This window comes from Alcaligenes sp. GW821-FHT11D07, assembly GCF_058808495.1.
Window position 1 is genome coordinate 180,291 of sequence record NZ_JBXART010000001.1, and the last position, 24,491, is coordinate 204,781.

20 protein-coding genes and 3 tRNA genes are annotated in these 24,491 nt (G+C 54.9%); 9 read left to right on the top strand and 14 right to left on the bottom strand.

The annotated features are described in order from the left end of the window. Positions 1–2: 2 nt before the first annotated feature. The 3 genes from AC1RSM_RS00800 to AC1RSM_RS00810 form a co-directional block, all read right to left on the bottom strand. A tRNA-Gly gene (locus AC1RSM_RS00800) sits at positions 3–75 on the bottom strand. A 36-nt stretch (positions 76–111) separates the two neighbouring features. Next, positions 112–185 (bottom strand) — tRNA-Cys (locus AC1RSM_RS00805). A 42-nt stretch (positions 186–227) separates the two neighbouring features. Then, positions 228–303, bottom strand: a tRNA-Gly gene (locus AC1RSM_RS00810). Between the two features lie 340 nt (positions 304–643). Here AC1RSM_RS00810 and murB point away from each other — a divergent pair. Continuing rightward, positions 644–1,654 carry a UDP-N-acetylmuramate dehydrogenase gene (gene murB, locus AC1RSM_RS00815; protein ID WP_492928530.1) on the top strand — a complete coding sequence of 337 codons (1,011 nt, stop codon included), beginning with the start codon at positions 644–646 and terminating at the stop codon, positions 1,652–1,654. Here murB and AC1RSM_RS00820 read toward each other — a convergent pair. After that, positions 1,651–2,322 (bottom strand): GntR family transcriptional regulator, encoded by a 672-nt coding sequence (locus tag AC1RSM_RS00820; RefSeq protein ID WP_492928532.1) that lies wholly within the window; start codon positions 2,320–2,322, stop codon positions 1,651–1,653. The two genes, murB and AC1RSM_RS00820, sit on opposite strands and share 4 nt — an antisense overlap. Before the next feature lie 173 nt (positions 2,323–2,495). On the opposite strand from AC1RSM_RS00820, the gene AC1RSM_RS00825 reads away from it, so the two are divergent. Further along, positions 2,496–3,785, top strand: coding sequence for a C4-dicarboxylate transporter DctA (locus tag AC1RSM_RS00825; RefSeq protein WP_492928534.1), 1,290 nt, complete (start codon positions 2,496–2,498; stop codon positions 3,783–3,785). Positions 3,786–3,896: 111 nt separating this feature from the next. Here the strand turns inward: AC1RSM_RS00825 and AC1RSM_RS00830 are convergent, their stop codons facing one another. From AC1RSM_RS00830 to AC1RSM_RS00840, 3 genes are all read right to left on the bottom strand, one after another. After that, positions 3,897–5,261: an MFS transporter gene (locus AC1RSM_RS00830; RefSeq protein ID WP_492928536.1), complete on the bottom strand. Its 1,365-nt coding sequence runs from the start codon at positions 5,259–5,261 to the stop codon at positions 3,897–3,899. Positions 5,262–5,416: 155 nt separating this feature from the next. Continuing rightward, positions 5,417–6,664 (bottom strand): iron-containing alcohol dehydrogenase, encoded by a 1,248-nt coding sequence (locus AC1RSM_RS00835; protein WP_492928537.1) that lies wholly within the window; start codon positions 6,662–6,664, stop codon positions 5,417–5,419. Further along, complete coding sequence (locus tag AC1RSM_RS00840) at positions 6,661–7,386, bottom strand: alpha/beta fold hydrolase (RefSeq protein WP_492928539.1); 726 nt, start codon at positions 7,384–7,386, stop codon at positions 6,661–6,663. The genes AC1RSM_RS00835 and AC1RSM_RS00840 overlap by 4 nt, the downstream gene beginning before the upstream one ends. 135 nt (positions 7,387–7,521) lie before the next feature. Here AC1RSM_RS00840 and AC1RSM_RS00845 point away from each other — a divergent pair, with 135 nt between their 5' ends. Then, on the top strand, positions 7,522–8,250 hold the full coding sequence (locus AC1RSM_RS00845) for a GntR family transcriptional regulator (protein WP_492928542.1): 729 nt from the start codon (positions 7,522–7,524) through the stop codon (positions 8,248–8,250). Positions 8,251–8,264: 14 nt separating this feature from the next. Here the strand turns inward: AC1RSM_RS00845 and AC1RSM_RS00850 are convergent, their stop codons facing one another. From AC1RSM_RS00850 to AC1RSM_RS00860, 3 genes are all read right to left on the bottom strand, one after another. Continuing rightward, positions 8,265–9,083, bottom strand: a complete 819-nt coding sequence (locus AC1RSM_RS00850; protein WP_492928544.1) for a sterol desaturase family protein — start codon at positions 9,081–9,083, stop codon at positions 8,265–8,267. Between the two features lie 828 nt (positions 9,084–9,911). Then, positions 9,912–10,703, bottom strand: coding sequence for a 4-hydroxy-tetrahydrodipicolinate reductase (dapB, locus tag AC1RSM_RS00855; RefSeq protein WP_492928546.1), 792 nt, complete (start codon positions 10,701–10,703; stop codon positions 9,912–9,914). A gap of 18 nt (positions 10,704–10,721) precedes the next feature. Continuing rightward, positions 10,722–11,222 carry an outer membrane protein assembly factor BamE gene (locus AC1RSM_RS00860; protein WP_492928548.1) on the bottom strand — a complete coding sequence of 167 codons (501 nt, stop codon included), beginning with the start codon at positions 11,220–11,222 and terminating at the stop codon, positions 10,722–10,724. 114 nt (positions 11,223–11,336) lie between these two features. Between AC1RSM_RS00860 and fur the strand changes: the two genes are divergently transcribed. Further along, a complete protein-coding gene (gene fur, locus AC1RSM_RS00865) occupies positions 11,337–11,792 on the top strand; it encodes a ferric iron uptake transcriptional regulator (RefSeq protein ID WP_492928550.1) in 456 nt (151 codons plus the stop codon). A 189-nt stretch (positions 11,793–11,981) separates the two neighbouring features. On the opposite strand, the gene recN is transcribed toward fur, so the two are convergent. Together recN and AC1RSM_RS00875 are read right to left on the bottom strand one after the other, a co-directional pair. After that, positions 11,982–13,631, bottom strand: coding sequence for a DNA repair protein RecN (gene recN / locus AC1RSM_RS00870; protein ID WP_492928552.1), 1,650 nt, complete (start codon positions 13,629–13,631; stop codon positions 11,982–11,984). Positions 13,632–13,637: 6 nt separating this feature from the next. Further along, on the bottom strand, positions 13,638–14,537 hold the full coding sequence (locus tag AC1RSM_RS00875; protein WP_492928553.1) for an NAD kinase: 900 nt from the start codon (positions 14,535–14,537) through the stop codon (positions 13,638–13,640). 127 nt (positions 14,538–14,664) lie between these two features. On the opposite strand from AC1RSM_RS00875, the gene hrcA reads away from it, so the two are divergent. The 5 genes from hrcA to dnaJ all read left to right on the top strand — a co-directional run bounded on the left by hrcA (position 14,665) and on the right by dnaJ (position 20,889). Beyond that, positions 14,665–15,678, top strand: coding sequence for a heat-inducible transcriptional repressor HrcA (hrcA, locus tag AC1RSM_RS00880; protein WP_492928554.1), 1,014 nt, complete (start codon positions 14,665–14,667; stop codon positions 15,676–15,678). 63 nt (positions 15,679–15,741) lie between these two features. After that, a complete protein-coding gene (hemH, locus tag AC1RSM_RS00885; RefSeq protein WP_492928556.1) occupies positions 15,742–16,824 on the top strand; it encodes a ferrochelatase in 1,083 nt (360 codons plus the stop codon). Positions 16,825–16,943: 119 nt separating this feature from the next. Then, positions 16,944–17,534, top strand: coding sequence for a nucleotide exchange factor GrpE (gene grpE, locus AC1RSM_RS00890; protein WP_492928557.1), 591 nt, complete (start codon positions 16,944–16,946; stop codon positions 17,532–17,534). Between the two features lie 192 nt (positions 17,535–17,726). Beyond that, on the top strand, positions 17,727–19,652 hold the full coding sequence (dnaK, locus tag AC1RSM_RS00895; RefSeq protein WP_492928559.1) for a molecular chaperone DnaK: 1,926 nt from the start codon (positions 17,727–17,729) through the stop codon (positions 19,650–19,652). A gap of 103 nt (positions 19,653–19,755) precedes the next feature. After that, on the top strand, positions 19,756–20,889 hold the full coding sequence (dnaJ, locus tag AC1RSM_RS00900; protein WP_492928561.1) for a molecular chaperone DnaJ: 1,134 nt from the start codon (positions 19,756–19,758) through the stop codon (positions 20,887–20,889). Between the two features lie 79 nt (positions 20,890–20,968). Here the strand turns inward: dnaJ and AC1RSM_RS00905 are convergent, their stop codons facing one another. Together AC1RSM_RS00905 and AC1RSM_RS00910 are read right to left on the bottom strand one after the other, a co-directional pair. After that, a complete protein-coding gene (locus tag AC1RSM_RS00905) occupies positions 20,969–23,788 on the bottom strand; it encodes a M16 family metallopeptidase (protein WP_492928562.1) in 2,820 nt (939 codons plus the stop codon). Positions 23,789–23,964: 176 nt separating this feature from the next. Next, entirely contained in the window at positions 23,965–24,489 is a 525-nt protein-coding gene (locus tag AC1RSM_RS00910) for a MarR family winged helix-turn-helix transcriptional regulator (RefSeq protein WP_492928564.1), read from the bottom strand. Between the last annotated feature and the right edge of the window lie 2 nt (positions 24,490–24,491).

Sequence of the window (24,491 nt, forward strand, 5' to 3'; positions counted from 1 at the left end):
GGAGCGGGAGACGAGTCTCGAACTCGCGACCTCAACCTTGGCAAGGTTGCGCTCTACCAACTGAGCTACTCCCGCATTTTTACTGCACTACCGACTTGTGACCAGAATTACTGGAGGCGCAAGCCGGAATCGAACCGACCTAGACGGATTTGCAATCCGCTGCATAACCACTCTGCCATTGCGCCGTGGTCGATTAAAAAGGGAAGCCTAGGCTTCCCTTAGGAATCTGGAGCGGGAGACGAGTCTCGAACTCGCGACCTCAACCTTGGCAAGGTTGCGCTCTACCAACTGAGCTACTCCCGCATATCTGCTTTGCAGATTGTTTGCTTTCAAGCAGAGTTTTAATCTGTTTTTCAGCGTTTTACTTGTTAGCTAGTGCTTATCAAGTAAAGAAAGCTAGTTTAGAGTAGCTGTATTTTTTTGTCAAGCATATTTTGGTTTTTGCTAATGCTTTATAACCAGAACTGTCTGACAAAACTGCACATCTTTAAACTGCTTTTCCGCTGCGAAACTGACGCCGCCCTAAGCAAGAACGTAACTATAGACTGGGTGGAGTTGGCTTGTCAATAGATTCTGTAATTTTTCCCGGAAATTCGCCTGTCCGAGCTATGCTTATTGCTTTCTTTGATCGTGGAACAGGGCCGTGGACAGGCAGCGTAATGTGGATTTGAGCTCCTTTAATACCTTGGGATTGAGCAGTCATGCTCGCGAGCTCATGGTGTATGACGATGTTACCCAGCTGCCTGCCTTGCAATCGCTGGTCGAGCAGGGCACACGTGTTTTTGTTCTGGGTGGTGGCAGCAATGTGGTGCTGGCCGAGCAGGTCGATGCTCTGGTCATCAAAGTTCAAAGCAAAGGCATCCGTTTACTGGCCGAGCAAGACCACGCCTATATTGTGGAAGCGCAGGCGGGTGAATGCTGGCATGACTTCGTGCTGCACTGTTTGAACCAGGGCTGGCCGGGGTTAGAGAATCTGGCTTTGATTCCTGGCACGGTAGGCGCATCTCCTGTGCAAAATATTGGTGCTTACGGCCTGGAGCTGGAGCAACGAGTACATAGTGTTCTGGCCTGGAGCTTTAAAGAGGGCAGGCAACTGGAATTGTCCGCAGCAGAATGTGGCTTTGCTTATAGAGACAGTCGTTTCAAGCACGATCCCGCGGGTAGCTGGCTGATTCTGGCGGTTCGCTTTGCCTTGCCGCGGAAATGGACGCCTGTGCTGGAGTACCCGGATTTGAATAAGCAGGCGCATCTGGCGGGAGAGCCGGACCCGCATACGATCTTCCAGGCGGTCTGCGATATTCGCCGTCAAAAACTGCCCGATCCCCAAGTGCTAGGCAATGCCGGGAGTTTTTTCAAAAACCCGCTTGTGCAGACAGAACAGCGCGATGCTCTCAAGCTGCAGTGGCCCAATCTGGTCTCGTATGAGCTTGGACAGGGCCAGTGCAAATTAGCCGCAGGCTGGTTAATTGACCAATGCGGTTGGAAAGGCCAGCGTGACGGTGCTGTTGGAGTGCATGATCGGCAAGCCTTGGTGCTGGTTAATCATGGTGGCGGAACAGCCCATGATATTGAACGATTGGCCCAGGCTATTCGCGCCTCCGTCCGGGAGCGTTTCGGGGTAGAGCTGGAGCAAGAGCCGGTTGTAGTGACCTAGGTCTGGGCCGCACCCCACCAGCGCAGTGTTTGCGCCAGGTGGTGGCGCACGGCATTCATCGCCGCTTCAGGATCACCCGCTTGCAATGAGTCCAATATCTGCAGATGCTCTGTCATGGCAGGGACGATGCGCTCGGGCAGTGGGCGGCGCGAATGCTGCAACACGTTGATGCGATCGCAGTTTTCTTCGTAAATCGTCATGGCAGAGCGGTTATGCAAGGCCTGTGCCAAATAGCGGTGTAGTGCCCAGTCCACCTCCATCGCCTGAATCTGCAAAGCCGTATTGACGATGCCGCTTTGAGCTTGCTCCAGGATTTTCTCGTGCTTGCTACGTAAGCTATTTAATGCCGGCGCTTTAGCTCCGCTTGCCAAAATCCTGGCCCCCTCCTGATCAAATACGCAGCGCAATTGGAAACATTCCCGTAGCGCTTCCGTTGTGGCCTCCAAAACCAGCACCCCTCGTTTGGGCAGGATGGATACCAGTCCAGCCGCAGCGGCACGCTTGACGGCCTCGCGCACCGGCGCCAGCGGGAAGTCGCTTAATTTCATGAGCTCGGCCATGGAGACCATCTGCCCTGCACGCACCTGTCCTGTAGCCAATAAATGACGAAACGCCTGGAACGCTTGTGTGGCTAACAAGGTGTCGTCTGAGGAGGAGGGAATACTCATTTAGCGTCTCCGTTTTGTACTTGTAGGGGTTTTTACGACTGCTTCTTCGTATTCGATTTTAATTATATTCGGTATTTCATATTGAATATATTCTGACATGTCAGATGAAATTTCAGATCAGTTAATGGTGATGAAAAACAAGCGGTAGTCCATACCAAACACAGGAGACAGCGATGCGGTTTTTATACAGAACTTTGTTCGGCCAGGTCATTGTGGCGTTGATAGTGGGGGTGCTGGTGGGCGTGATCTGGCCGGAGTTTGCTGCGTCGCTGAAACCCTTGGGTGATGGTTTCATTAAGCTCATCAAGATGATCGTGGCTCCTTTGGTGTTCTGCGTGGTGGTGCACGGGATTTGTGGCAGCAGTGACTTGAAAAAGGTGGGGCGCGTTGGCATCAAGGCCCTGGTTTACTTTGAAGTGGTCACGACCTTTGCTTTGGCCCTGGGTATTTTGTTGGGTTACTTTTTTACGCCGGGCCATGGCATGAATGTGGACCCCAGCACTTTGGATGCCAGCGCGATGGCGGCTTACACCTCGCGGGTTGAGCAAAGTACGGATACGGTCGGCTTTTTAATGAAGATCATCCCGACGACTTTTGTTGATGCTTTTGCCTCTGGCGACATTCTGCAGGTCTTGCTGATAGCCATTTTGTTTGGTCTGGCAGTGGCCTTGCTGGGGGAGCGTGGCCGTCCGGTGGCGTCCGCAGTCGAGACCTTGTCGCACGTGTTTTTTAAGATTATTGGTTTCATTGTTCGTTTGGCTCCCTTGGGTGTGCTGGGTGCGGTGGCTTTTACGGTGGGGCAATACGGCTTGGGAACTTTAGGCAAGCTGGGTTTGCTGGTGGTGCTGTTTTATGTCACTTGCGCCATTTTTGTGGTGGGTGTGTTGGGCCTGATCTTGCGTATGATCGGCTTTAGCATCTTCAAATTGTTGAAATACTTGCGAGAAGAGCTGCTGGTTGTTTTGGGTACGGCTTCATCCGACGCTGTATTGCCACAAGTGATGCGCAAGCTGGAACGGATGGGTATCAAGCAATCAACGGTAGGCTTGGTCGTGCCTACGGGCTACTCCTTCAATCTGGATGGATTTTCGATCTACCTGACCTTGGCGGCCGTGTTTATTGCGCAGGCTACGAATACGCCCTTGTCCTTCATTGATCTGATGACCATTTTGCTGATTTCCATGTTGACCTCCAAAGGGGCGCACGGTGTGCCAGGGTCGGCGATTGTGATTTTGGCGGCCACCTTGAGTGCGGTGCCTGCAATCCCGGCCATTGGTTTGGTGCTGGTGTTGTCAGTGGACTGGTTTATGGGAATGGCGCGTGCCTTGACCAACTTGATTGGAAATTGCGTGGGTACGGTAGTGGTGGGGGCCTGGGAAGGAGATGTTGATCGTGAACGAGCGCACGATGTGCTGGATGGCCGTATACAGGTTGATCTGAGCGATGACGCCCAGAGCCAATAAGCCTGGTCATTAGATATTGAAAAAACCCGTGTTGGCTTTTCGTGCCAACACGGGGTTTTTTCATGGCCTCTTGCCGCTTGAGTCAGTCAAGAAGCATGTCACTGATTCTTGTCAGGCTGACACTTCTTCCAAAGATCGACCTTTCGTTTCGACACCCAAAGCAATCACGACTAAAGCGGCAATGGAGAACGAAATTGCGCCCAGTGTGAAGACTCCTGTGTGCCCAGTCCAAGGCAGGATGAAACCCACCAGCAATGGTCCGAGCAGCGAACCCAAGCGACCTATGGAGGAAGCAAAGCCTGCACCTGTGCTGCGTGTACGTGTTGGGTACAGTTCCGGCGTGTAGGCATACAAGACGGACCACATGCCAAACATAAAGAACTGCATGCACAAACCAGCGCCAATCAATTGAGCGACGGGTGCCTGGCTGGTGGCGACATGGCCGTAGATAAATGCACAGCCCGCACTTCCCATCAGCATCAAGACCATGGTTGCTTTGCGGCCCCATTTTTCCAATAGCCAGGCCGAGAAGATGAATCCAGGGATACCGGCCAGAGAAATATAGATGGTGTAGGTCACAGACTTGGTGACTTCATAGCCTGCTTGCTGCAACAGGGCACCCAACCAGGTAGTCAGGCCGTAGTAGCCCAATAAAGAGAAGAACCACAGCATCCAGAGCATCAGGGTGCGGCGCGCGTACTGACCTTGCCACAGTTGGGAGAACAAAGCGCCCCGGTCTAAGCGTTCGATAGGTGTAGGCGGCAGGGGGGAGGGCAAGGCAAGGCCACCATTGGCTTGTATCACTTTGCTTTCAAAGGCACTGGTGACTTGTTCGGCTCGCTCGTTATGGCCAGCTTCTTCCAGCCAGCGGGGAGATTCAGGCACGCAGCGGCGAATTACAAACACGAATAAGGCTGGAACAGACAGGGCGATGAAAATGCCACGCCAGCCTATGTAATCCAGAGACAGGTAGGTCAGGATGCCTGCGCTGATAAAGCCCAATGGCCAAAACCCTTCCAGAATCGCAATGTAGCGCCCCCGGCTTTTTGCAGGGACGATTTCTGAGACCATTGCCAAGCCAATTGGAAACTCCATCCCCATGCCAAAGCCCAGCAAAACCCGAAACGCCATCAACTGCTCGATGTTTTGCGACAGTCCACAGGCCAGGCTGCCCACCCCCCAGAAAATCATGCTCCATTGAAAAACCGGCTTGCGGCCATACTTGTCAGCCAGCATGCCGGCAATGGCAGCCCCTAAAAACATCCCTAGAAAACTGGAACTGGCCAACATCCCCGCCTGAGCGGTGCTGAGCCCCATTTCTGCTTTGATGGAACCTAAAACAAAAGTCATGATGCCCAGATCCATTGAATCGAAGAACCAGGCAGTAGCGATAATTCCGAACAGCATGCGTTGATAACGCGTCATGGGTAATCGCTCAAGGCGATTAGCCACATTGGGGTGATGCTTGGCGGTCATAGGTGTCTCCTGTCAGTCCGCTCTTGTGGCGGGTTTTATAGGTAGGTGGCCTGCCTTTTCAGGCCAGGGCAGGCCTTTTGTTCTACTGATATATTACATGGATACTAGTGGTATTTATTTCAGGATTAAATAATGGTATCTACTTAGCAAGCTAATTAAGTGCTGACGACGGCTCCGGCCAAGGTGCCTTCAAAGGCATGGCGAATGATGCGTTGATAGGCGCTGACGCAGTCAGCCACGGGGAAGGCTTTGGCTAGGCGAGTAACTTGCAGGGCGTCCGTCAGCAAGCGTTCCAGTTGTTCTTCTTGCACGCCGCATTGGCTCAGATCAGAGGGGATGTCCAGCAACTCCACCAGCGAACGTACATATACGGGCAAGGCCTGCAAGGTATCGGCCGGATCGCCTTGAGGCATTCCCAGCAGTTGTGCGACTTCCAGTAGTTCGGACGTACGGGTCTGGCGCAGCTCATCCAGCACATACGGCAGCAGAACGGCATTGGTTGTGCCATGAGACTGATGGGTCAGACCGGCCAGCGCATAGGCAATACCGTGTACGGCGTTCAATCCTGCGGTGCCATAGGACAAGGCTGCGTAGTAGCTGGCGCTGGCCATGCCATCGCGCGCTGCGGTATCTGTGCCGTCGCGGTAGGCCCGCAACATGAACTCGCCACACAGACGTATGGATTCGCGCGCAAACATCATCGTCAGAGGGGAGCGGCCGCTATAGCCAGGGTCTGGGCTGCCTGCACGATCAAAGTCGCGGGCGTCTTGCGTCACAAAGGATTCGATGGCGTGGGTCAGGGCGTCAATGCCTGCGTCAGCGGTGACGCGGGGCGGGCAGCTATCGCTAAGCTCGGGATCAATGACAGCGATGGCAGGGCGCAGTGCATTGCCCATGACGGCGATTTTGGTGGCATTGTCCGGGTCCACAAGAATGGCACCAGGAGTGGCCTCGGAGCCAGTCCCCGAGGTGGTGGGCAGAGCGATCAAGGGCAAAGGCTGGGTATTGGCGGGCCAGGGGCCGCTATAGGTCTGTATGGCGGCGCCTGTGGGGACGGTCAGGCAGAGCGCCTTCGCCAGGTCAATATTGCTGCCGCCACCTAAAGCGATGACGTGATCTGCGGGATGCCCCGCCAAGTGAGCCCGTATCTGCAGTGCGGCCTGATCGCACAAGGTCGTTGATGGGTCGGGTGCGCCTCCGTCAAATACCACGACTTCAATACCCAGTTCTCGACATGCATTGATATGGTCTTGAACCCAGTTGGTCTGGACGGTAAAGAAACGATCGGTGATAAGCAGGCCCCGACGCCAGCCCAGGTGAGCAATCAGGGCGGGGAGCTCGTGACGGCAGCCACGGCCCATCAGCGTGCGGGCTGGGGGACAGAAGAAAACATGGTCGTTCATGGGGAGGTCCTTGAAAGGTGGTGGGAGCAAAAGCTGTCTACCAGGGAGGCAATCTGGGCGCTATGAGAGCCCAGAATGCTGTGTCCGGCATTGGGTAGGATGTGCAAACGGGCTTGCGCTAAGTTCTGCGCCAGAAGCTGCGCGTGAGAGAGGGGGCAGTCCTGATCCTGCTCTCCGTGGATGAGCAGAGCAGGAATCTGGATATCGGGTAATTGCTCGTAGAGGTCGTGATGACGGTTGGCTAACCACGTCCAGGCAACGTCTTGATGGCCCGCCGCTTCAGTCAAACCCAGCCGTTGTTCTCGTTCAGCAATTTCCTGCAGCAGGGCAGAAGTCTCTTGGGCATGAAACCACTGCGTGTTTTTTAAACTTGCCGTACCAGACAACAAGATCAGAGCCTTAGGGAGCGAGGCCTGTTCTTTTAATAGGGTCAGATAGCTCTGCAGAACAATGGATACGCCTAAACTCCAGCCTGCCAACACATAGGGCGCATCTTGGGGCAGAGCCTCTATGCTTGATCGCAAATCCTGCACAAAGCAGTCCAAGGCGTAGTCCTCTAGCGAGGCACCGCGTGCCGCTTTTGCGCGGCCACGCAAGTCCGGGGTGCACCAGGAATGGCTGGCTTGGCTGGCCTGTACAACAGGCAACCAACTGCGGTGTGTGCCTTGAATGCCATGAATGGCAATGATGGTGCCTGGATGTAAATCAGATGCTGTGCTCATGTCGCTTCCTGCAGTAGATAAATACAACTAAGATATGAGGTGTTGCCGGCACATAGACCCCTACACAGCGGGTTGTGACAGGCGTCAGAAGTTGGGTGTTAGCAGCAAACGTTGCGTTTTAAAGGCATGGTCAACATGGTCACAAGCAAGCAGAAGGTAGCGGGGAAAACGAAGGGGCAGACTCAAGAGGACGCCTTGGATATCAAGGCCTTGACGGAGCCCAAGCCCAAGCTCACGGACATTGCTTACGAGCGTTTGGAAGAGGCCATCATTACCTTGAAGTTGCCGCCGGGCAGCATCGTGTCGGAACTGACCTTGAGCCAGATGTTCGAGATTGGCCGCACGCCCATTCGGGAGGCTATCCAGCGCTTGGCGCGCGAGCACTTGATGCTGGTCTTGCCGCAACGCGGGCTGTTGATTCCAGAGCTGGATATGCCCAAGCAATTGCGTCTGATCGAGACCCGACGTGAAGTCGAACGCCTGATCTGCCGAAGTGCGGCACGACGGGCGACGCGAGAGCAACGCGAGCAGTTCAAAAGCTTGCATGATGCTTTCCTGGAAGCCGCCGCCCAAAACGATGAAGTCAGTTTTATTGGGGCGGACCGGCGTTTGAATGAACTGGAGATCGCGGCGGCGCGTAACGAGTTTGCCGAAGGGGCGATGCGCCTGCTGCATGGCCTGTCGCGACGTTTCTGGTTCTGCCACTATCAGCAAAATCCGGATCTGTCGGAAATCGGCAGGCTGCATGCCAATTTGGCGATGACCATTGCGCAGGGCGATATGGACCAGGCGGGTCAGAGCCTGGACCTGTTGATGGACTACATCGAAGAACTTGCCCGCACGACCTTGATCTCCAGCTTGTAAGCAAGCTGCCGGACTTAGCCGGTCAGGCCACGCTGCAAAGCGTGCTGCTCATCTTTTTGCAAGGCGGGGCCGTCTGTGGTGTCGCCGGTGTCTTCAAAGCGGAAGCGGCGAATGATGGGCTTGAGCTCTTCTTTAACGTGCTTTTCGCTATAGCCGTTAAACAGATGGCCCAGCAGCCCGCGACGCAGATCCGTAGTGCCCATGGCCCAGTCCGCAATAGGGAAAGTCAGGTTCATGTTGTACTTCATCATGATGCCCTGATTGTGGTGCGCGGTATGGTGGCGGCGAATCGTATTAATGAAAGGCATATTGCGCACAAAGCTGTTCTCATGCACATGACAGCAGTAGTGAAAGGCCTCGTATATCAGGTACTGCGCCACCATCGTCATAAAGACAAAATAGCCTGCATTAGGATTGATGACGGTTGCCGCCAGCCAGCCCAACAGTCCACCGCCTACGCCCAGTGTGGCCAACACGCGCCATGGGAAAAACACGATACGAAACTCCTTGCTGGAATCAATCGTGGCTTCATTGTCCGTAAAGTATTGATGATGCTGGCGGGTGTGGCGCTCGTAAATTTCCCGTAGGCCAAAAACGTTGATGCGGCGATGCATGACATAGCGATGCATGGCCCATTCAACAAAGTTGCCTGCCAAGAAAACGGGAATAACAATCAGCCATTCCCAACCCACTTGTTCCAGCTTCCCGACGCTGTAAAAAATCGCAGCCAAACCCACGATATAAGTCACCACAACGTGAAGAATACCGTTGTAAGCGGGGCTGATATTAGATTTGTATTCCTCGCGGAATTTGCGTTGGCGTTCGCTCATCATGATATGTGTCTCCTGCAGAAAGGTTTATTTTTTAAATATCCAACTAACATATTAGTGGTATTTTTTTTTACGTCAAGCAGGGAAAACCGAGGGGTAGGGCCAGAGAGTCGTCCAGCGAACCTTCTAGGGATTGGTGAATGAGCAGGTGAAACCTTGGGTTGTTCAGGCTAAGTGCCGAACTGGCGGGCAAAGAACCTGAGAAAGGCAGAGCTCAGAAAACCAGAGCACTGACATAGTTCTGCCACTTTGAAGAAGCAGGAGGCTGTTGTTCAAAAGCCAAAAGCCCCTAAGCTAAACGTTATGGCTATGGCTATGGCTATGGCTATGGCTATGGCTAGGCTGCTGTTGTGATGAGCCCGTCAGGTCCTGCGGAGGGGGGCAGGGCGGGTCAGAGGGCTTGCCGCGGCTCGGGTATGGCGCAGGGGTGCAAGCACCTTGCTGTTTGAGTCCGGCGCTTGTGCTTTGTCCGGTGGACAAAGCACCGGACGAGTTCAAGGTGCGCCCGTAGCCATAGCTGGACAAGGGCACCGGTGCGCAGCACCGGCAAGAGCTCAGCCCTGCCCCCCTCCGCAGGACCTGACAGGTGTCTTCTCAGATCCTTTTCTCAGCTCACATTTTTCCCCGAACTTTAGAAAAAAGCGCCCTACAGCGGCGTCGCTACTGACTAAGCCCCAATAGCCCTGAAAAAACGTCACCATTGCACATGGCAGCCATAGCGTCAGCATCAGTATTCGACAAGGGCATCCTGCATGTATGAGCAAGAAACCGACCATAGAAACAAAAAAGCCGGCTCGAAAGCCGGCTTTACGTGCAGGAGCGCCCAAACGCTTAAATCCCCAACACATCCTGCATGCTGAACAGCCCCGTGCTTTTGTCACCCAGAAAACGGGCGGCACGCAAACTGCCGTTGGTATAGCCAGCACGGCTGGTAGAGCGATGAGAAATCTCGATACGCTCACCTTCGCCGCAGAAAAATACCGTGTGGTCACCCACAATGTCACCACCGCGCAGCACAGAAAATCCGATACGGCCATCCTGACGGGCGCCAGTGAGACCGTGACGAGCCCAATCGGCCACCTCATTCAAGGACTCGCCCCAGGTCTTGGCGATTGCCTCACCCATCGCTAAAGCCGTTCCCGACGGAGCATCCACCTTGTTACGGTGATGAGCTTCAAAAACCTCAGCGTCATAGCCCTGATTCAGCAAGGCAGCTGCCAGCTCAATCAATTTCAAAGTGGCATTGACGCCTACGCTCATGTTCGGGGCGAAGACAACAGCGATCTCGCGACCAGCCGCCATAATTTCCTGCTTGTCAGCTTCCGAAAAACCAGTTGTGCCAATCACCAAACGGGTGCCGTGCTGCAGGCACGCATCCAGGTGCAGCATCGTGCCTTCAGGACGAGTGAAATCAATCAGGCAGTCGGCATGGGCCAAGGCATCAAGGTCATCCGTAATTAAGACGCCCGTGTCTTTGCCCAAAAAAGCACCTGCATCCTGACCGATGGAGCTGGAGCCTTGACGGTCCAGGGCAACGGCCAAAGTCAGGTCAGTACTGTTCAAAACAGCTTCAATCAGCATACGGCCCATACGGCCGTCTGCGCCAGCAATGGCAATGCGCATGAATCCAGTGTCCTTAACTTAAAGCGTGGGCTGAGTGCCGGTGACCGTAGGCGTAGGAACGCTTTCCTGGGCATCAGCCGGTGGCGGTGTGTGAGCTTTGCCGGTGTCGCTGCGCTCGAACGGCTGGCGGTCCGGTTGTTCGTCGCCTTGCCAGCGAACCAGGGTGTCACCCTCGAACCAGACAGTAAACGTGCGCTGCTCGGGTTTGCCGTAGCCAGGTTTGTTCAGGTAAGGGTAATCCCAGCGATCTGCATGGAAAATATCCTGCAAAGTGGGAGAGCCCAAGAGATAGCGTACCTGTTCGCGAGTCATCCCGGCTTGCAGACGAGCGACTTGCTCGGCGGTAATCCAGTTCCCCTGTTGGACGTCGGCGCGGTACGGAAAGCCCCATTTAGAGGATCCGCAGGCGCTCAGGGCTGCGGCAGCCAAGCTGGCTGCGAGTATGGCGCGGATGACAGGAGTGAATGAATTTGCCTTCTTCTGCACGAAATGCCCCAGTAGGAATAAAATCGTTATCATATAAGGGTTTAGGAAAAAGCGCATGAATTGCGCATTGAACCGCCTCAAGACGGCCTGGTTTCAGGCCAGAACCGGACTTGAGACCCATCCCCATCAAGATGCGATAATTTAGCCATGAACGATCAAAATGAACTGAAGAACATGGGGCTTAAGGCGACGTTTCCGCGCCTGAAGATTCTGGATATTTTTCGCCGCTCCGATCAGGACGGTCAACGACATCTGAGCGCAGAAGACGTATACCGCCTGCTGATCGCCGAGGAAGTCGATATTGGTTTGGCAACGGTATACCGCGTGCTGACCCAATTTGAGCAGGCCGGTATTTTGGTGCGCAGCCAGTTTGACGGTGGCAAAGCCGTATTTGAACTGAACGACGGCGATCACCACGATCACCTGATTTGCACCAATTGCGGCGTTGTAGAAGAATTTACCGATAGCGATATCGAAGCCCGCCAGCACCAGGTCGCCAAAGACCACGGCTTTGTGCTGGAGAGCCACACGATGTTGTTGTACGGCATTTGCCCCAAGTGCTCGGAAGCGGGCAAGCAGGCCAAGCCTACCTCGCGTAGCTAATCTGGTTTGATGCTGTGCCCGCTGGCGCGGGATCTGATGATTGGGGGCAGGGTCGCCAAGATGGCATCCTGAAAAAACAAAGAGTAGTCAGATCCATGCCGCAGGGCCAATCAGGGCCGGATAAAAAAACCACCAGATGCCATCGGCGCTGGTGGTCTAACTTGCACTTTTAAAAGCGTTCACATCTGATTAGCGCTGGCGCTCCAACATTTCGCGTGCATGTTCACGTGTCGTTGGCGTAATTTCCAGGCCACCCAACATACGAGCAATTTCGTCTACTCGTTCGTCTTGCGTCAAAGGATGGATTGAGGAAAAGGTCTGACCCTGCTCGGTCGTCTTTTCTACTTTCAGGTGATGATTGCCACAGGCAGCTACCTGAGGCAGGTGGGTCACACACAGAACCTGATGGCGTGCACCCAGCTCTTGCAGCAAACGTCCCACCACTTCGGCCACCGCACCGCCCACACCCGTATCCACTTCGTCAAAGATCAAGGTCGGCACACGTGCTGCCTGGCTGGCAATCACCGACAGCGCCAGCGAAATTCGGGCTAGTTCACCGCCTGAAGCCACTTTGGCCAGAGGGCGTGGTGTTACCCCCTCATGACCGGCCACCAGAAATTCAACTTGCTCCACCCCGTGAACCTGGGGGGCGCAGGGCGTCAGCGCAACTTCAAAGCGGCCACCCTGCATGGCCATGGATTGCATGGCTTGGCTCACTTGCTTGCCCAACTGCACGCTGGTTTTACGCCGTGCGGCGCTCAGCTTGCTGCTCAGGTCCTGATAATGCTGTTCTGCTTGTTGGGCCTTAGCCTGCAACGCTTCCAAATCAAATGATTGCTGCAATTGCGCTAACTGCTCCTGCCAGCTTTCCAGCAGAGACGGCAGTGCCTCTGGCTCCACCTTCAACTTGCGGGCCGCGCCGAAAATGGCCGATACCCGTTCCTCGGCCTGGGCCAGACGCTCAGGGTCCAGATCCATGTCGCTTAAATAGCTGTTCAAGTCCGAGGCTGCTTCAGTGACGGCAATCTGGGCAGACTCCAGCGCATCCACAATTGCTTTCAAGCCAGGGTCATGGCGTAGCAGAGCGTTCATCTCGTGGCTGGCTTTGCCCAGCAACTGCTGTACCGATGTGTCTTCGCCGTCCAGTGCGTTTAAAGCCAAGGCACTGCCATCGATCAGCGCTTGGGCGTGGGACAGGCGAGTGTGTTCTTGTTGCAGCTGATCCCACTCACCTTGGCGCAGATTCAAGCTGGACAGCTCATTGATCTGCCATTCAAGACGCTCTTGTTCGCGTTTGCCTTGCTCGGCACTCTGGCTGGCCTGTTCAACCGCTTTACGTGCCTGGCTCCATTGCTGCCAAGCCTGGGCCAGCTGACGTGCCAGCGCCAAGTGGCCGCCCTGACTGTCGAGCAAGTCGTACTGGCTTTGTGGGTTCATCAGGCTCTGGTGGGCGTGCTGGCCGTGGATATCTACCAGCAGTTCGCCCAGCTCGCGCAATTGAGTCAAGGTTGCTGCACTGCCATTGATATAGCTGCGGTTGCGACCTTGCTGATCAATCAGACGACGCAAGATCAGTTCCTCTGAAACATCAAAATCGCGTTCGCTCAACCAGCTTTGAATGTGTTGTTCGCAGCTAAAGTGCGCGCTGACTTCCGTGCGCGAGCAGCCTTCGCGTATGGCTTTGGCATCGCCTCGTGCGCCCAGAACCAGGGAGAGCGCATCAATCAGAATCGATTTACCAGCGCCGGTCTCACCGGAAAATACCGTGAAGCCGGTTTCGAAATCAATCGTGGCTTGATCCACGATCACAAAGTCTCGAACGTGCAGGGTACGGAGCATAGGGGTTTATTCGTTGTCGTCGTTAGGCAGCGGGATGTGGTTCCAACCCAGCTTCTGGCGCAAGGTGGAGAAAAAACTATAGCCCTTGGGATGGATGAAGCGCGATGTGTTCTGCGCCCGGCGCACATCAATGCGGTCACCTTGCTGACAGTCTGACCAGGTTTGCATGTCAAAGTGCACACTGCCACCGGATTCGACACGGCCCAGTGCGGTAATCGTCAGATTTAAGGTGCCGCTGTCAGGCAAGACAATGGGGCGATTGGACAAGGTTTGTGGTGCCACGGGCACCAGCAAGAAGGCATTGACCGAAGGGTGCAGCAAAGGACCGCTGGCGGCCAGGGCGTAGGCCGTTGAGCCGGTCGGGGTGGAGATGATCAAGCCGTCAGAACGCTGACGGTACATGAAAACACCATCCAGTTCGACGCGCAGCTCGATCATGCCGCCGCGGCCGGCACGGTTGATGACCACGTCATTTAGAGCCACGCCCGAATACAGGACTTCGCCGTCCCGTACCACGCGCCCCTCCAGCATGGAGCGCTCTTCAATATCGTATTGGCCATTCAAGACGCTCAGCAGTGCGTCGTTGGCATCATTCAAAGGGATGTCGGTAATAAAGCCCAGGCGGCCGTGGTTGATGCCAATCAGTGGAACTTTACTGTGGGCTAATTCGCGGGCAGCGCCTATCATGGTGCCGTCACCCCCCATGACAATGGCCAAATCAGCGCGTTCGCCAATTTGGGCATAATCACAGAGCGGGAATTCGGTAATCCCGGCGTTACGGGCAGTGTCGGCCTCCAGCAGTACCGAGCAACCAGTGTTGACCAGGGTTTTGGCCAGCGATCGGATGGGTGCATCCAAGCCGGAGTCCTGATATCTGCCAACAATGGCAACCGTTTTGAAATGCATGGGGCGAAAACCTTAAGATTAATGAAATAATGGCGATAAATGGATTATAGAGTTGCCACTATAGGCTTGGCTGTAAGAATCTCCCCTTTATCATGCAGAGCTGGTGTTTTTAAGTGACGTACGCGACATGGATGACAGAGCAAACGCCTTGTTAAAGGTGCTGATCGAGCGCTATATTGCCGACGGTCAGCCGGTAGGGTCTCGTACCCTATCCACCGTTTTTGACTTTTCCCCGGCCACCATACGCAATGTGATGGCCGAGCTGGAAGGCTTGGGCCTGATTCATAGCCCCCACACCTCGGCGGGGCGCATTCCCACGCCCAAAGGGTATCGCTTGTTTGTGGATCGCCTCTTGGCGGCCGAACGTTTCGAGCGGCCCGATGCCCGTAACCTTAGCCAATATCTGCCGTTTGACGAGCCTACTCGTGCGGTCAATTCCGCCGCGTCTTTGCTGTCGAACTTGTCGCAGTTTGCGGGTGTGGTATTGGCCCCTAAAAAAGCTCAGACTTTCAGGCAGATTGAATTTATCCGTTTGTCTGACAAGCGGGTGTTGCTGATTATCGTCACCCCGGATGGTGACGTGCAAAACCGTATTTTGTTTGTGCCACGTGATTATCTGGAACAGGAACTGGTCGAGGCCAGTAATTTTTTCAACCAGCATTTCTCGGGCATGTCCTTTGAGTCGGTCAAGCTGGCCTTGTCTCAGGAACTCAATACCTTGCAGGTCGATATCTCCCGACTGATGCAGCAGGCCGTTGACGTGGGCAGCCACCAGCCTGATAGCGAAGAAGCGGTTGTGATCGCTGGTGAAAGCAAGCTTTTGAATGTCACGGAAATGGTCGCTGATATGGACCGTCTGCGGCGTCTGTTCTCTTTGTTCGAGAAAAAGACCGATTTGCTGCATCTGCTGGATGTCTCCAGTCAGGCCGACGGTGTGCAAATTTATATCGGTGGGGATTCCCAGTTATTGCCTTTGGACGATGTGTCTGTCATCACTGCGCCCTATGGGGTGGATGGCAAGGTCGTGGGCACGCTGGGTGTGATCGGGCCATCACGGATGGCGTATGATCGTGTGATCCCTATCGTGGACATTACGGCCCGGCTATTGTCCAATGCCTTGAGCCATCACTCTGCCAGTTAATGGATAAGCCTTGGCCCTGTTATGGGGTGAAAGGCAAGCTGGCTGTCTAACGTATCTATCATCATGCCCAAGTTGTTTGCCTCTCCTTATTTGCCCGAAGCGCCGGACGCCGACATGTTCAATGCCAAGGCTCCGGTACGCGAGGCCGGGCCTATCGGTATCTTGCTGGTTAATCTGGGCACGCCCGATCAGCCAGATGCAGCGTCGATTCGTCGCTATCTGGGTGAGTTTTTGTCCGACCCGCGCGTCATCGAAATTCCCCAGCCGGTCTGGCAGATTATTCTGCGACTGTTTATCTTGCCGCGCCGGCCCTCCAAGCTGGCGCCGCGCTACAAGGACATTTGGCTGCAAGACGGCGCGCCTTTGCTGGTTTACAGCCAGGCACAAGCCGATGGTTTGCAAGAGCTGCTTCAAGCGCAGGGCCACGATGTGAAAGTGGAGCTGGGCATGCGTTACGGTAATCCGTCGATTGCCAGTGGTCTGGATAAATTGAAGGCCGCTGGTTGCGAACGGATTCTGACCCTGCCTCTGTATCCGCAATATGCCGCCAGCACCACCGCGACTGCGGTCGATTGCGTGGCCAGCCATGTGGCAAAGCAGCGCAATCAGCCCGAACTGCGCTTTATTAAGCGCTATCACACTCACCCGGATTACATCGGCCCTTTGGCGGCTCAGATTCGCCGCTATTGGGATGAACATGGCAAACCAGAGCGCTTGCTATTGAGCTTTCATGGCCTGCCGCGCCGTTGTGTGGAACTGGGCGACCCTTATTACCGTGATTGCCGCGAGACGGCGGATGCCTTGCGTGCTGCGCTGGATGAACCAGCGGTAGAGGTGCATATGGCTTTTCAAAGCCGTTTCGGTGCCCAGCGCTGGCTGGAGCCCTACACCGAGCCCACCTTGCGCGAGTGGGGCAAACAAGGCGTAGGCCGAGTGGATGCGGTATGCCCCGGTTTTCTGGCTGATTGCCTGGAAACTTTGGAAGAAATTCAGGTGGAATGCCGCGACGCCTTCCTTGAAGAGGGCGGCCGAGAGTTCCATTACATCCCTTGCTTAAATGCTGATCCGCAATGGGTGGAAGGCTTGGGACGCTTGGCTGTGCAGCATTTAGGGGGCTGGTTACCCGGTCGTCTGGTGCCGGGTTAATGGCCTTGTTCGGGTTTTTTAAAGCCCAGGCCAGCAAAATACGACTGAGGGTCTTGAACTGGGGGCAGATGCCCCCATTTTCATGCGATCAACGAATTCATGTAGTGGAGATCAAGCGAATGGCTACACATGCCGATCCTAATAAGCCTCTGGACGGGGAAGTGACAGAAAACACGCCTGAACAGGCACAGCAAGGTGCTGTCGAGCAAGATCAGCCAGAGATTCTGGGCCAACAGCCCGAAGAAAGCTCGGCAGATCTGGCTACCGAATTGGCCCAGGCTCAGGAAAAAGTGTCGCAGTACTACGACCAGTTGCTGCGCGCCAAGGCTGAAGTGGAAAACATCCGTCGCCGTGCGGAAGATGATGTCTCGAAAGCTCGCAAATTTGGCACGGAGTCTTTTGCAGAAAGCCTGATTCCTGTGCGTGACAGTCTTGAAGCTGCTTTGGCCCAGACCGAGCAGAGCACGGAAACCTGGAAAGAAGGTGTGGAAACCACCTTGCGCCAGTTGAACAAGGCCTTTGAGCGCAATAGTCTGAAAGAAGTGGCACCGCAAGCCGGTGACAAGTTTGACCCGCATCTGCACCAGGCAATTTCGGCCGTACCGTCGGAATTCGAGGAAGGCGCGGTCGCTCAGTTGCTGCAAAAGGGTTACACCATTTCGGATCGCGTGTTGCGCCCCGCCTTGGTGATGGTATCTGCCCCTAAGTAATGCATTGAGCCAGCCTGACGGTGTCGGCGGCTAATCCGGTATTACAGTGCCCATTGGGCGTATTTATTGGATTTGCCGCTGATACTGTTAAAAAAATTAGGCTGCTGCTCTTGAAATGTGCGGACTGTTCCCCATATGCATTTCATCAAACAATTTGCTTTCGCAATCAATCTTTTAGTCAGGTAAAAAATCATGGGCAAAATCATTGGTATTGACCTTGGAACCACCAATAGCTGTGTATCGGTGTTGGACGGTGACCAGGTTCGTATTATCGAAAATGCCGAAGGCGGTCGCACGACCCCTTCCATCGTGGCTTACATGCAGGACGGCGAAATCCTGGTTGGCGCTCCTGCCAAACGCCAGGCAGTCACCAATCCTACGAACACCATCTTCGCTGTTAAGCGTTTGATTGGTCGTAAGTTCACAGAAAAAGCAGTACAGACAGACATCGATCACGTGCCTTACACCATTGTGGCTGCCGATAACGGCGACGCATGGGTGGAAGCTCAAGGCAAGAAGATGGCTCCTCAGCAAGTGTCTGCCGACATCTTGCGCAAGATGAAGAAAACTGCAGAAGACTACCTGGGCGAAGAAGTAACCGAGGCCGTGATTACTGTGCCCGCTTACTTTAACGACAGCCAGCGTCAGGCAACCAAAGACGCAGGTCGCATTGCCGGTCTGGACGTCAAGCGCATCATCAACGAGCCAACCGCTGCTGCTTTGGCTTTCGGTCTGGACAAGGCTGAAAAGGGTGATCGCAAGATCGCTGTGTACGACTTGGGTGGCGGCACGTTTGACGTGTCCATCATCGAAATCGCAGACGTGGACGGCGAGAAACAGTTTGAAGTGCTCTCGACCAACGGTGACACCTTCTTGGGTGGCGAGGACTTTGACAAACGCATCATTGACTACATCATCGACGAGTTCAAAAAAGAAAGCGGCGTTGATCTGTCCAAAGATGTGCTGGCCTTGCAGCGCCTGAAAGAGTCCGCTGAAAAAGCCAAGATCGAGCTGTCTTCGACGCAGCAGACCGAAATCAACCTGCCTTACATTACGGCAGATGCATCCGGTCCTAAGCACTTGAACCTGAAGATCACTCGCTCCAAGCTGGAAGCGCTGGTTGAAGACCTGATCGAACGCACGATCGAGCCTTGCCGCGTTGCCATCAAGGATGCAGGCGTGAAGGTTTCGGAAATCGACGACGTGATCCTGGTCGGCGGTATGAGCCGTATGCCTAAGGTCCAAGAGCGCGTTAGAGAGTTCTTTGGTCGCGAACCACGCAAAGACATCAACCCGGACGAAGCAGTGGCCGCAGGTGCTGCCATTCAAGGTTCCGTGTTGTCGGGCGACCGTACTGACGTTTTGCTGCTGGACGTGACTCCTCTGTCCCTGGGTATCGAAACTCTGGGCGGCGTCATGACCAAGATGATCCAGAAGAACACCACGATTCCTACGCGTCATTCGCAAGTGTTCTCCACGGCTGACGATAACCAGCCTGCTGTGACCATCAAAGTGTTCCAGGGCGAGCGTGAGATCGCTGCCGGTAACAAGGCATTGGGCGAATTCAATCTGGAAGGTATTCCACCAGCAGCGCGTGGCCTGCCTCAGATTGAAGTGACTTTTGACATCGACGCCAACGGTATCTTGCACGTGTCCGCTAAAGACAAGGGCACTGGCAAAGAGAACAAGATCACCATCAAGGCAAACTCCGGTTTGTCCGACGAGGAGATCGAACGCATGGTGAAAGATGCCGAAGTCAACGCAGCGGAAGACCACCGCATCGCTGAACTGGCCGTTGCTCGCAACCAAGCAGAAGCGTTGATCCACTCGACCCGCAAGTCTCTGACCGAATACGGCGATAAGCTGGAAGCGGAAGAGAAAGAAGCCATCGAAAAGGCTATCGCTGATCTGGAGGAAACTCTGAAAGAAGGCGATAAGGAAGCCATCGATGCCAAGGTCGAAGCCTTGGGTGTGGCCTCGCAAAAGCTGGGCGAAAAGATGTACGCCGACATGCAGGCTCAAGCAGCTGCACAGGAAGGCGCTGAAGGTACGGCTCAACAGCCCGCCGACGAGAACGTGGTCGATGCTGACTTTAAAGAAGTCAAACGCGATCAGTAATTTGCGAGCCTGAGTAAGGTTCCCTGGCCCGATCTTTGGCGGCATACGCTGGAGATCGGGCATTATTATTCAATCAGCGGCGTTTGTACGTCGTTAATCAAACATGGCAAAACGCGATTTATACGAAATTCTCGGTGTGGCCAAGAATGCGACGCAGGATGAACTCCGCAAGGCGTATCGCAAACTGGCCATGAAGTTCCACCCTGACCGTAATCCGGATAGCAAGGACGCCGAGGAAAAGTTCAAGGAAGCCAAGGAAGCGTACGAGATCCTGTCCGACGAACAGAAACGCGAAGCCTATGACCGCTATGGTCATGCCGGAGTCGATCCCAATGCTGGCATGGGCGGTATGGGTGGTGGCATGGGCGGGGCCGGATTTGCAGACGCCTTTGGTGATATTTTTGGCGAAATCTTCGGTGGTGGCGGCGGTCGTCGCGGCGGTGGCCCTCAGGTCTATCGCGGTGCGGACTTGCGCTATGCGCTGGACATCAGCCTGGAGCAGGCGGCGGCCGGTTTTGATACCGAGATCCGTGTGCCTAGCTGGGAAAACTGCGATACCTGCTCGGGTACGGGTGCCAAGCCTGGAACCTCTGCACAGACTTGCCGCACTTGCCAAGGCAGTGGCGCAGTCCGCATGCAGCAGGGCATTTTCAGCATGCAGCAGACCTGCCCGACATGTCATGGCAGCGGCAAGGAAATTCCTGATCCCTGCGTGGCATGTCACGGCGAAGGTAAGGTCAAGAAAACCAAGACCTTGCAGGTCAAGATTCCAGCCGGTATTGATGACGGTATGCGTATCCGCTCCAGCGGCAACGGCGAGCCGGGTGTCAACGGTGGACCTGCCGGTGACTTATATGTGGAAATCCGCATCAAGCCACATGGCATTTTCCAGCGTGATGGCGAGGACTTGCACTGCGAGCTGACCATTCCGTTTACCACCGCTGCCTTGGGTGGAACAGTGGAAGTGCCGACCTTGACCGGTCGGGGCGAAATCACTATTCCTGAAGGCACGCAGGTTGGCAAAACCTTCCGCTTGCGTGGCAAGGGTATCAAGGGCCTGCGCTCTAGCTACCCGGGTGATTTGTACTGCCACATTCAAATCGAAACGCCTGTGCGTCTGAACGAAGAGCAAAAGAAGTTGCTGCGTCAGTTTGAGCAGGCTTTGAGTGATGGTGGCGTGAAGCATTCGCCCAAAAGCGAATCCTGGACGGACAAGGTCAAGAGCTTCTTTTCCTGAATCCTGGGATGAGTAAATAAAAAACCCGGTACCTAAGTACCGGGTTTTTTTTATGCCTGCACAGTGCGGGCTATCTGGATCAAGGTTGTGCATCCAGGGGGGCTGGGGCCACTGGCTCGGCTTCCGGCTCCGGTGCTGCTCCAGACTTCTGGCGCTCATGGTCTGCCGCTACTGCGATGACCATGTCCTTGGGCTTCAGATACTTGCGAAGAGCGGCATTGACTTGCTCGGCATTGAGCTTTTGCAAGTCTTGATCCATCTTCTCGGACCATTCAAAGCTGCGGCCCAGATCCAGATAGTTCAGCCATGCGCTGCTGACGACGGTGTCCTGGCTGCGCGACAAACGGCGGTAGTTCAGCAAGGCGTTGATGCCTTCCTTGACCTCTTGCTCGCTAAAGCCATCTTTCAGTGTTTGCGTCAGCACCTCTTCAATGGTGTTGCCCAGTTTTTCGCTATTGCTAGGAGCATGGATGGCATAGACCGTCCACGAACCATGAGGCTCAAAGCTGGAAGCATCCACCTGGCTACGTACGTTGTAGGACAGGCCGTCTTCCACCCGCACGCGGTTCCACAGGCGAGAAGTCTCGGACAGACCTAACAAGTAGTTGGCCAGATACACCGCTGGGAAGTCCGCATCACTGTCTTGCAACTTCAGGCCCAGATCCGCCAGGTAAAAGGCATTGGCCTTGTCCGGGGTGTTGATATCAAACTGCTTGGGAGCAACGGATTGCAAGGGGTCATCAGGGCGCTGATAGGGGGGGGCTTTACGCCAGCCCTTCAAACCGTCTGCCAGTGCTTTGCGAACCTGCTCTTTATCAAAGTCACCCACGGCGCTAAAGGCAACATCGCCCACACCGTAGAATTTCTGATGAAAGTCCCGTACCTGCTTGATCGTCAAGGCCTGAACCCGCTCTATGCCTTCTTCAAAGCTGGGGGTGTAGCGGATGTCGTCTTTGGGCCATGGGTTGGTATAGCGTTCAATCTCTTGGCTGGCCAAGGCGGCCGGCTCGGTGCTGGCCGATTTCAATTGCGTGACAACGGCTTGCTGATACTTGTGCAGCTCATCTTCAGGGAAGCTGGCGTTGCGCAATACATCCAGGGCAAGGGCAATCGCTTTAGGCAGATTTTCCTGGGTAGACGACAGGCTCAGGTACAGACGGCCGTTCGAGCCGCTGGTACTGAATTGAGTCTGCAAAGCGGTGAACTGATCCGAGATTTCTTCCCGGTTCAGTTTTTTGGTTCCCGTGCTGAGCAAGCTGGCTACAGCCGCGGCTGCAGCCGTTTGGTTCTTGAGCTGATCAGGTGAGCCGAACTTCAAGGACAAACGGGCTTCCACACGCTCGGCACGAGTGCCTTTTGGCAGCAAGGCCATTTTCACTTCGCCCAAATCCTTACCCAGGGACAAAGGCTGTAAATCCGTGCGGGCCATGATGTTGGCAGGGCTAGGGTCAAAGGCCTCGACTGCTTTGCCGGTGTCTTTGCCTGCGTAGTCTTGCAACACCTTGGCGACATCAACGGTGGTGGCCTCGGGTGCCCGGACGGGTTTCTCAGTGGGAATGTACAGGCCGTTGCTGCGGTTGCTGGCTACTAGCCAGGTTTCCAGTGCTTTTTGAACCTGGGGTAGCTTGGCTGCCTCTACCCGGTCGCGTTGCAAGAAGAACAAACGCCAATCGCCGCTGGCAGCGGCCTCGGACAAGGCGCTGGCAAGGCTGGCAGGGTTGGCATAGGTTTGGGTCCAGCCCGTCATCCACTGGCTGCGAATCCGTTCCAGGTCAGTGTCTTTCAAGGGCGACTTGGCCAGTCCTTCCAGCGTGTCATTCATGGCCTTCAAGGCTTTTTGCTGATCCATATCCGGTTTCAGCTCGGCGCCAAACAGGGCATAGCCGGGATCGTGGCTTTCAGAGTCAAAGCTAAAGACGCTGGTGGCCAACTGCTTGTTGACCAGATTCTTGTACAACTGCCCGCTAGGGGTATCGCCCAAGGCGCTGACCCCCAGGCTTAAGTCCATATACTCCGGGCTGGCAGCGCTGGGCAGGTGGTACAGCGACATAATGATCGGTGCACCACCATGACGACGCAAGGTAACCGTACGGGTGCCATCCTGGACTGGTTCAACTGTGTATTCAGGGCGCAGGGTACGGCTAGGTTTGGGGATGGAGCCAAAGGCTTTGGCGATGGTATCCAGGGTCTGTTCGGTGTCAAACTGCCCAGTCACAAACAGAACTGCGTTATCGGGCTGGTAGTAGTCGTGGTAGAACTTGCGCAACTGTTCAATATCCACGTTCTCCACATCCGAACGAGCACCAATGGTGGTCTTGCCATAGCTGTGCCATTGGTAGGCGGCGGCTGTCAGTTTTTGCATCAAGACTCGGAACGGGCTGTTCTCACCGCTTTCCATCTCGTTGCGCACCACGGGCATTTCCGCTTCCAGATCTTGTTTGTCGATCAGGGCGTTGACCATGACATCGGCCTGCCAGTCCAGATACCACTTCAGGGTTTCAGGGTCCGCAGCAAAGCTGGCAAAGTAATTGGTACGGTCACTGGAGGTAGTGCCATTGGCTTCCAGTCCGCGTTTGGAAAACTCCCCCAAGGCGTTGCGCAAGGTGGGTGTGCCGCGGAACAGCATGTGCTCCAGCAGGTGGGCCATGCCAGTTTGGCCGTAGTTTTCGTGGCGAGACCCGACCAGATAGGTCATGTTGACGGTAGTGGTGGGCTTGGAGTCGTCAGGGGCCAGAACAAGGCGCAGGCCGTTGTCCAGCGTGTATTGAGTGACGCCTTCGACAGAGGGACCTTGAGCCAGTCCAGCGGGCATCGCATAGGCTGCCAGAGAACTGGACAGCAGTGCAGCCCCTGCCAGATGACGCAAGCGCAGGGCGGCAATCAGTACAGAGAGTTTCATGAACAAATCCTTACGGTTTTAGCGATGAATAAGCCAGCTACGCCGACCAGTGTCTTTTGTAGCATGGGGCCGTTTGGCTGGGTAGGCAGGCACATAGACAAAAAGGGCAAGCGCACCGAAAAAAAACCCACCAGGAGCACTGGTGGGCAAAACAGCAAGAAACAGGGCTCTGGTCTTTAGCCAGATTTTCGTTTGAGTCGGTCCAGCGCATCATCACGTAAATGGGCAATGCTGCTGATCAAAAAATCGTAAAGGGCAATCAACTGTCCCGGATTTTGTTGAGCGGTGGCGCTGATAATGTGCTGTGCAGCGTGTTCCATATTAGCGATCAAGCGTTTACAGCGTTCCTGATTCGGATAGAGGCTGGTCATGCGCCCATCACGAGGATGTGGCCGGCGCGTCAGATACCCTGATTGCTCCAATCGAGAGATCAAGGCGTGGGCGCCGCTGGGGCTAAGATGCAGCAGCTGGGCCAGCCTGCCAGGTGATAGCGGTTTTAGCTCCAGTACAAATTCCAGTGCTTTATATTCGTTCAGGCTCAAGCCTGCTTCGTGAGCCAGTTCGTGTTTATTGGCTTCCATATAGACATCAAACTGGCGCATCATCATGCGGACAATGTCTCCCCGCATTTGCCCTGACAAAACCTCCTCTTGAAGATCGGGGTCAATCCAGTTGCTTGTCAGAGGCTGTTTATCTGGCATAC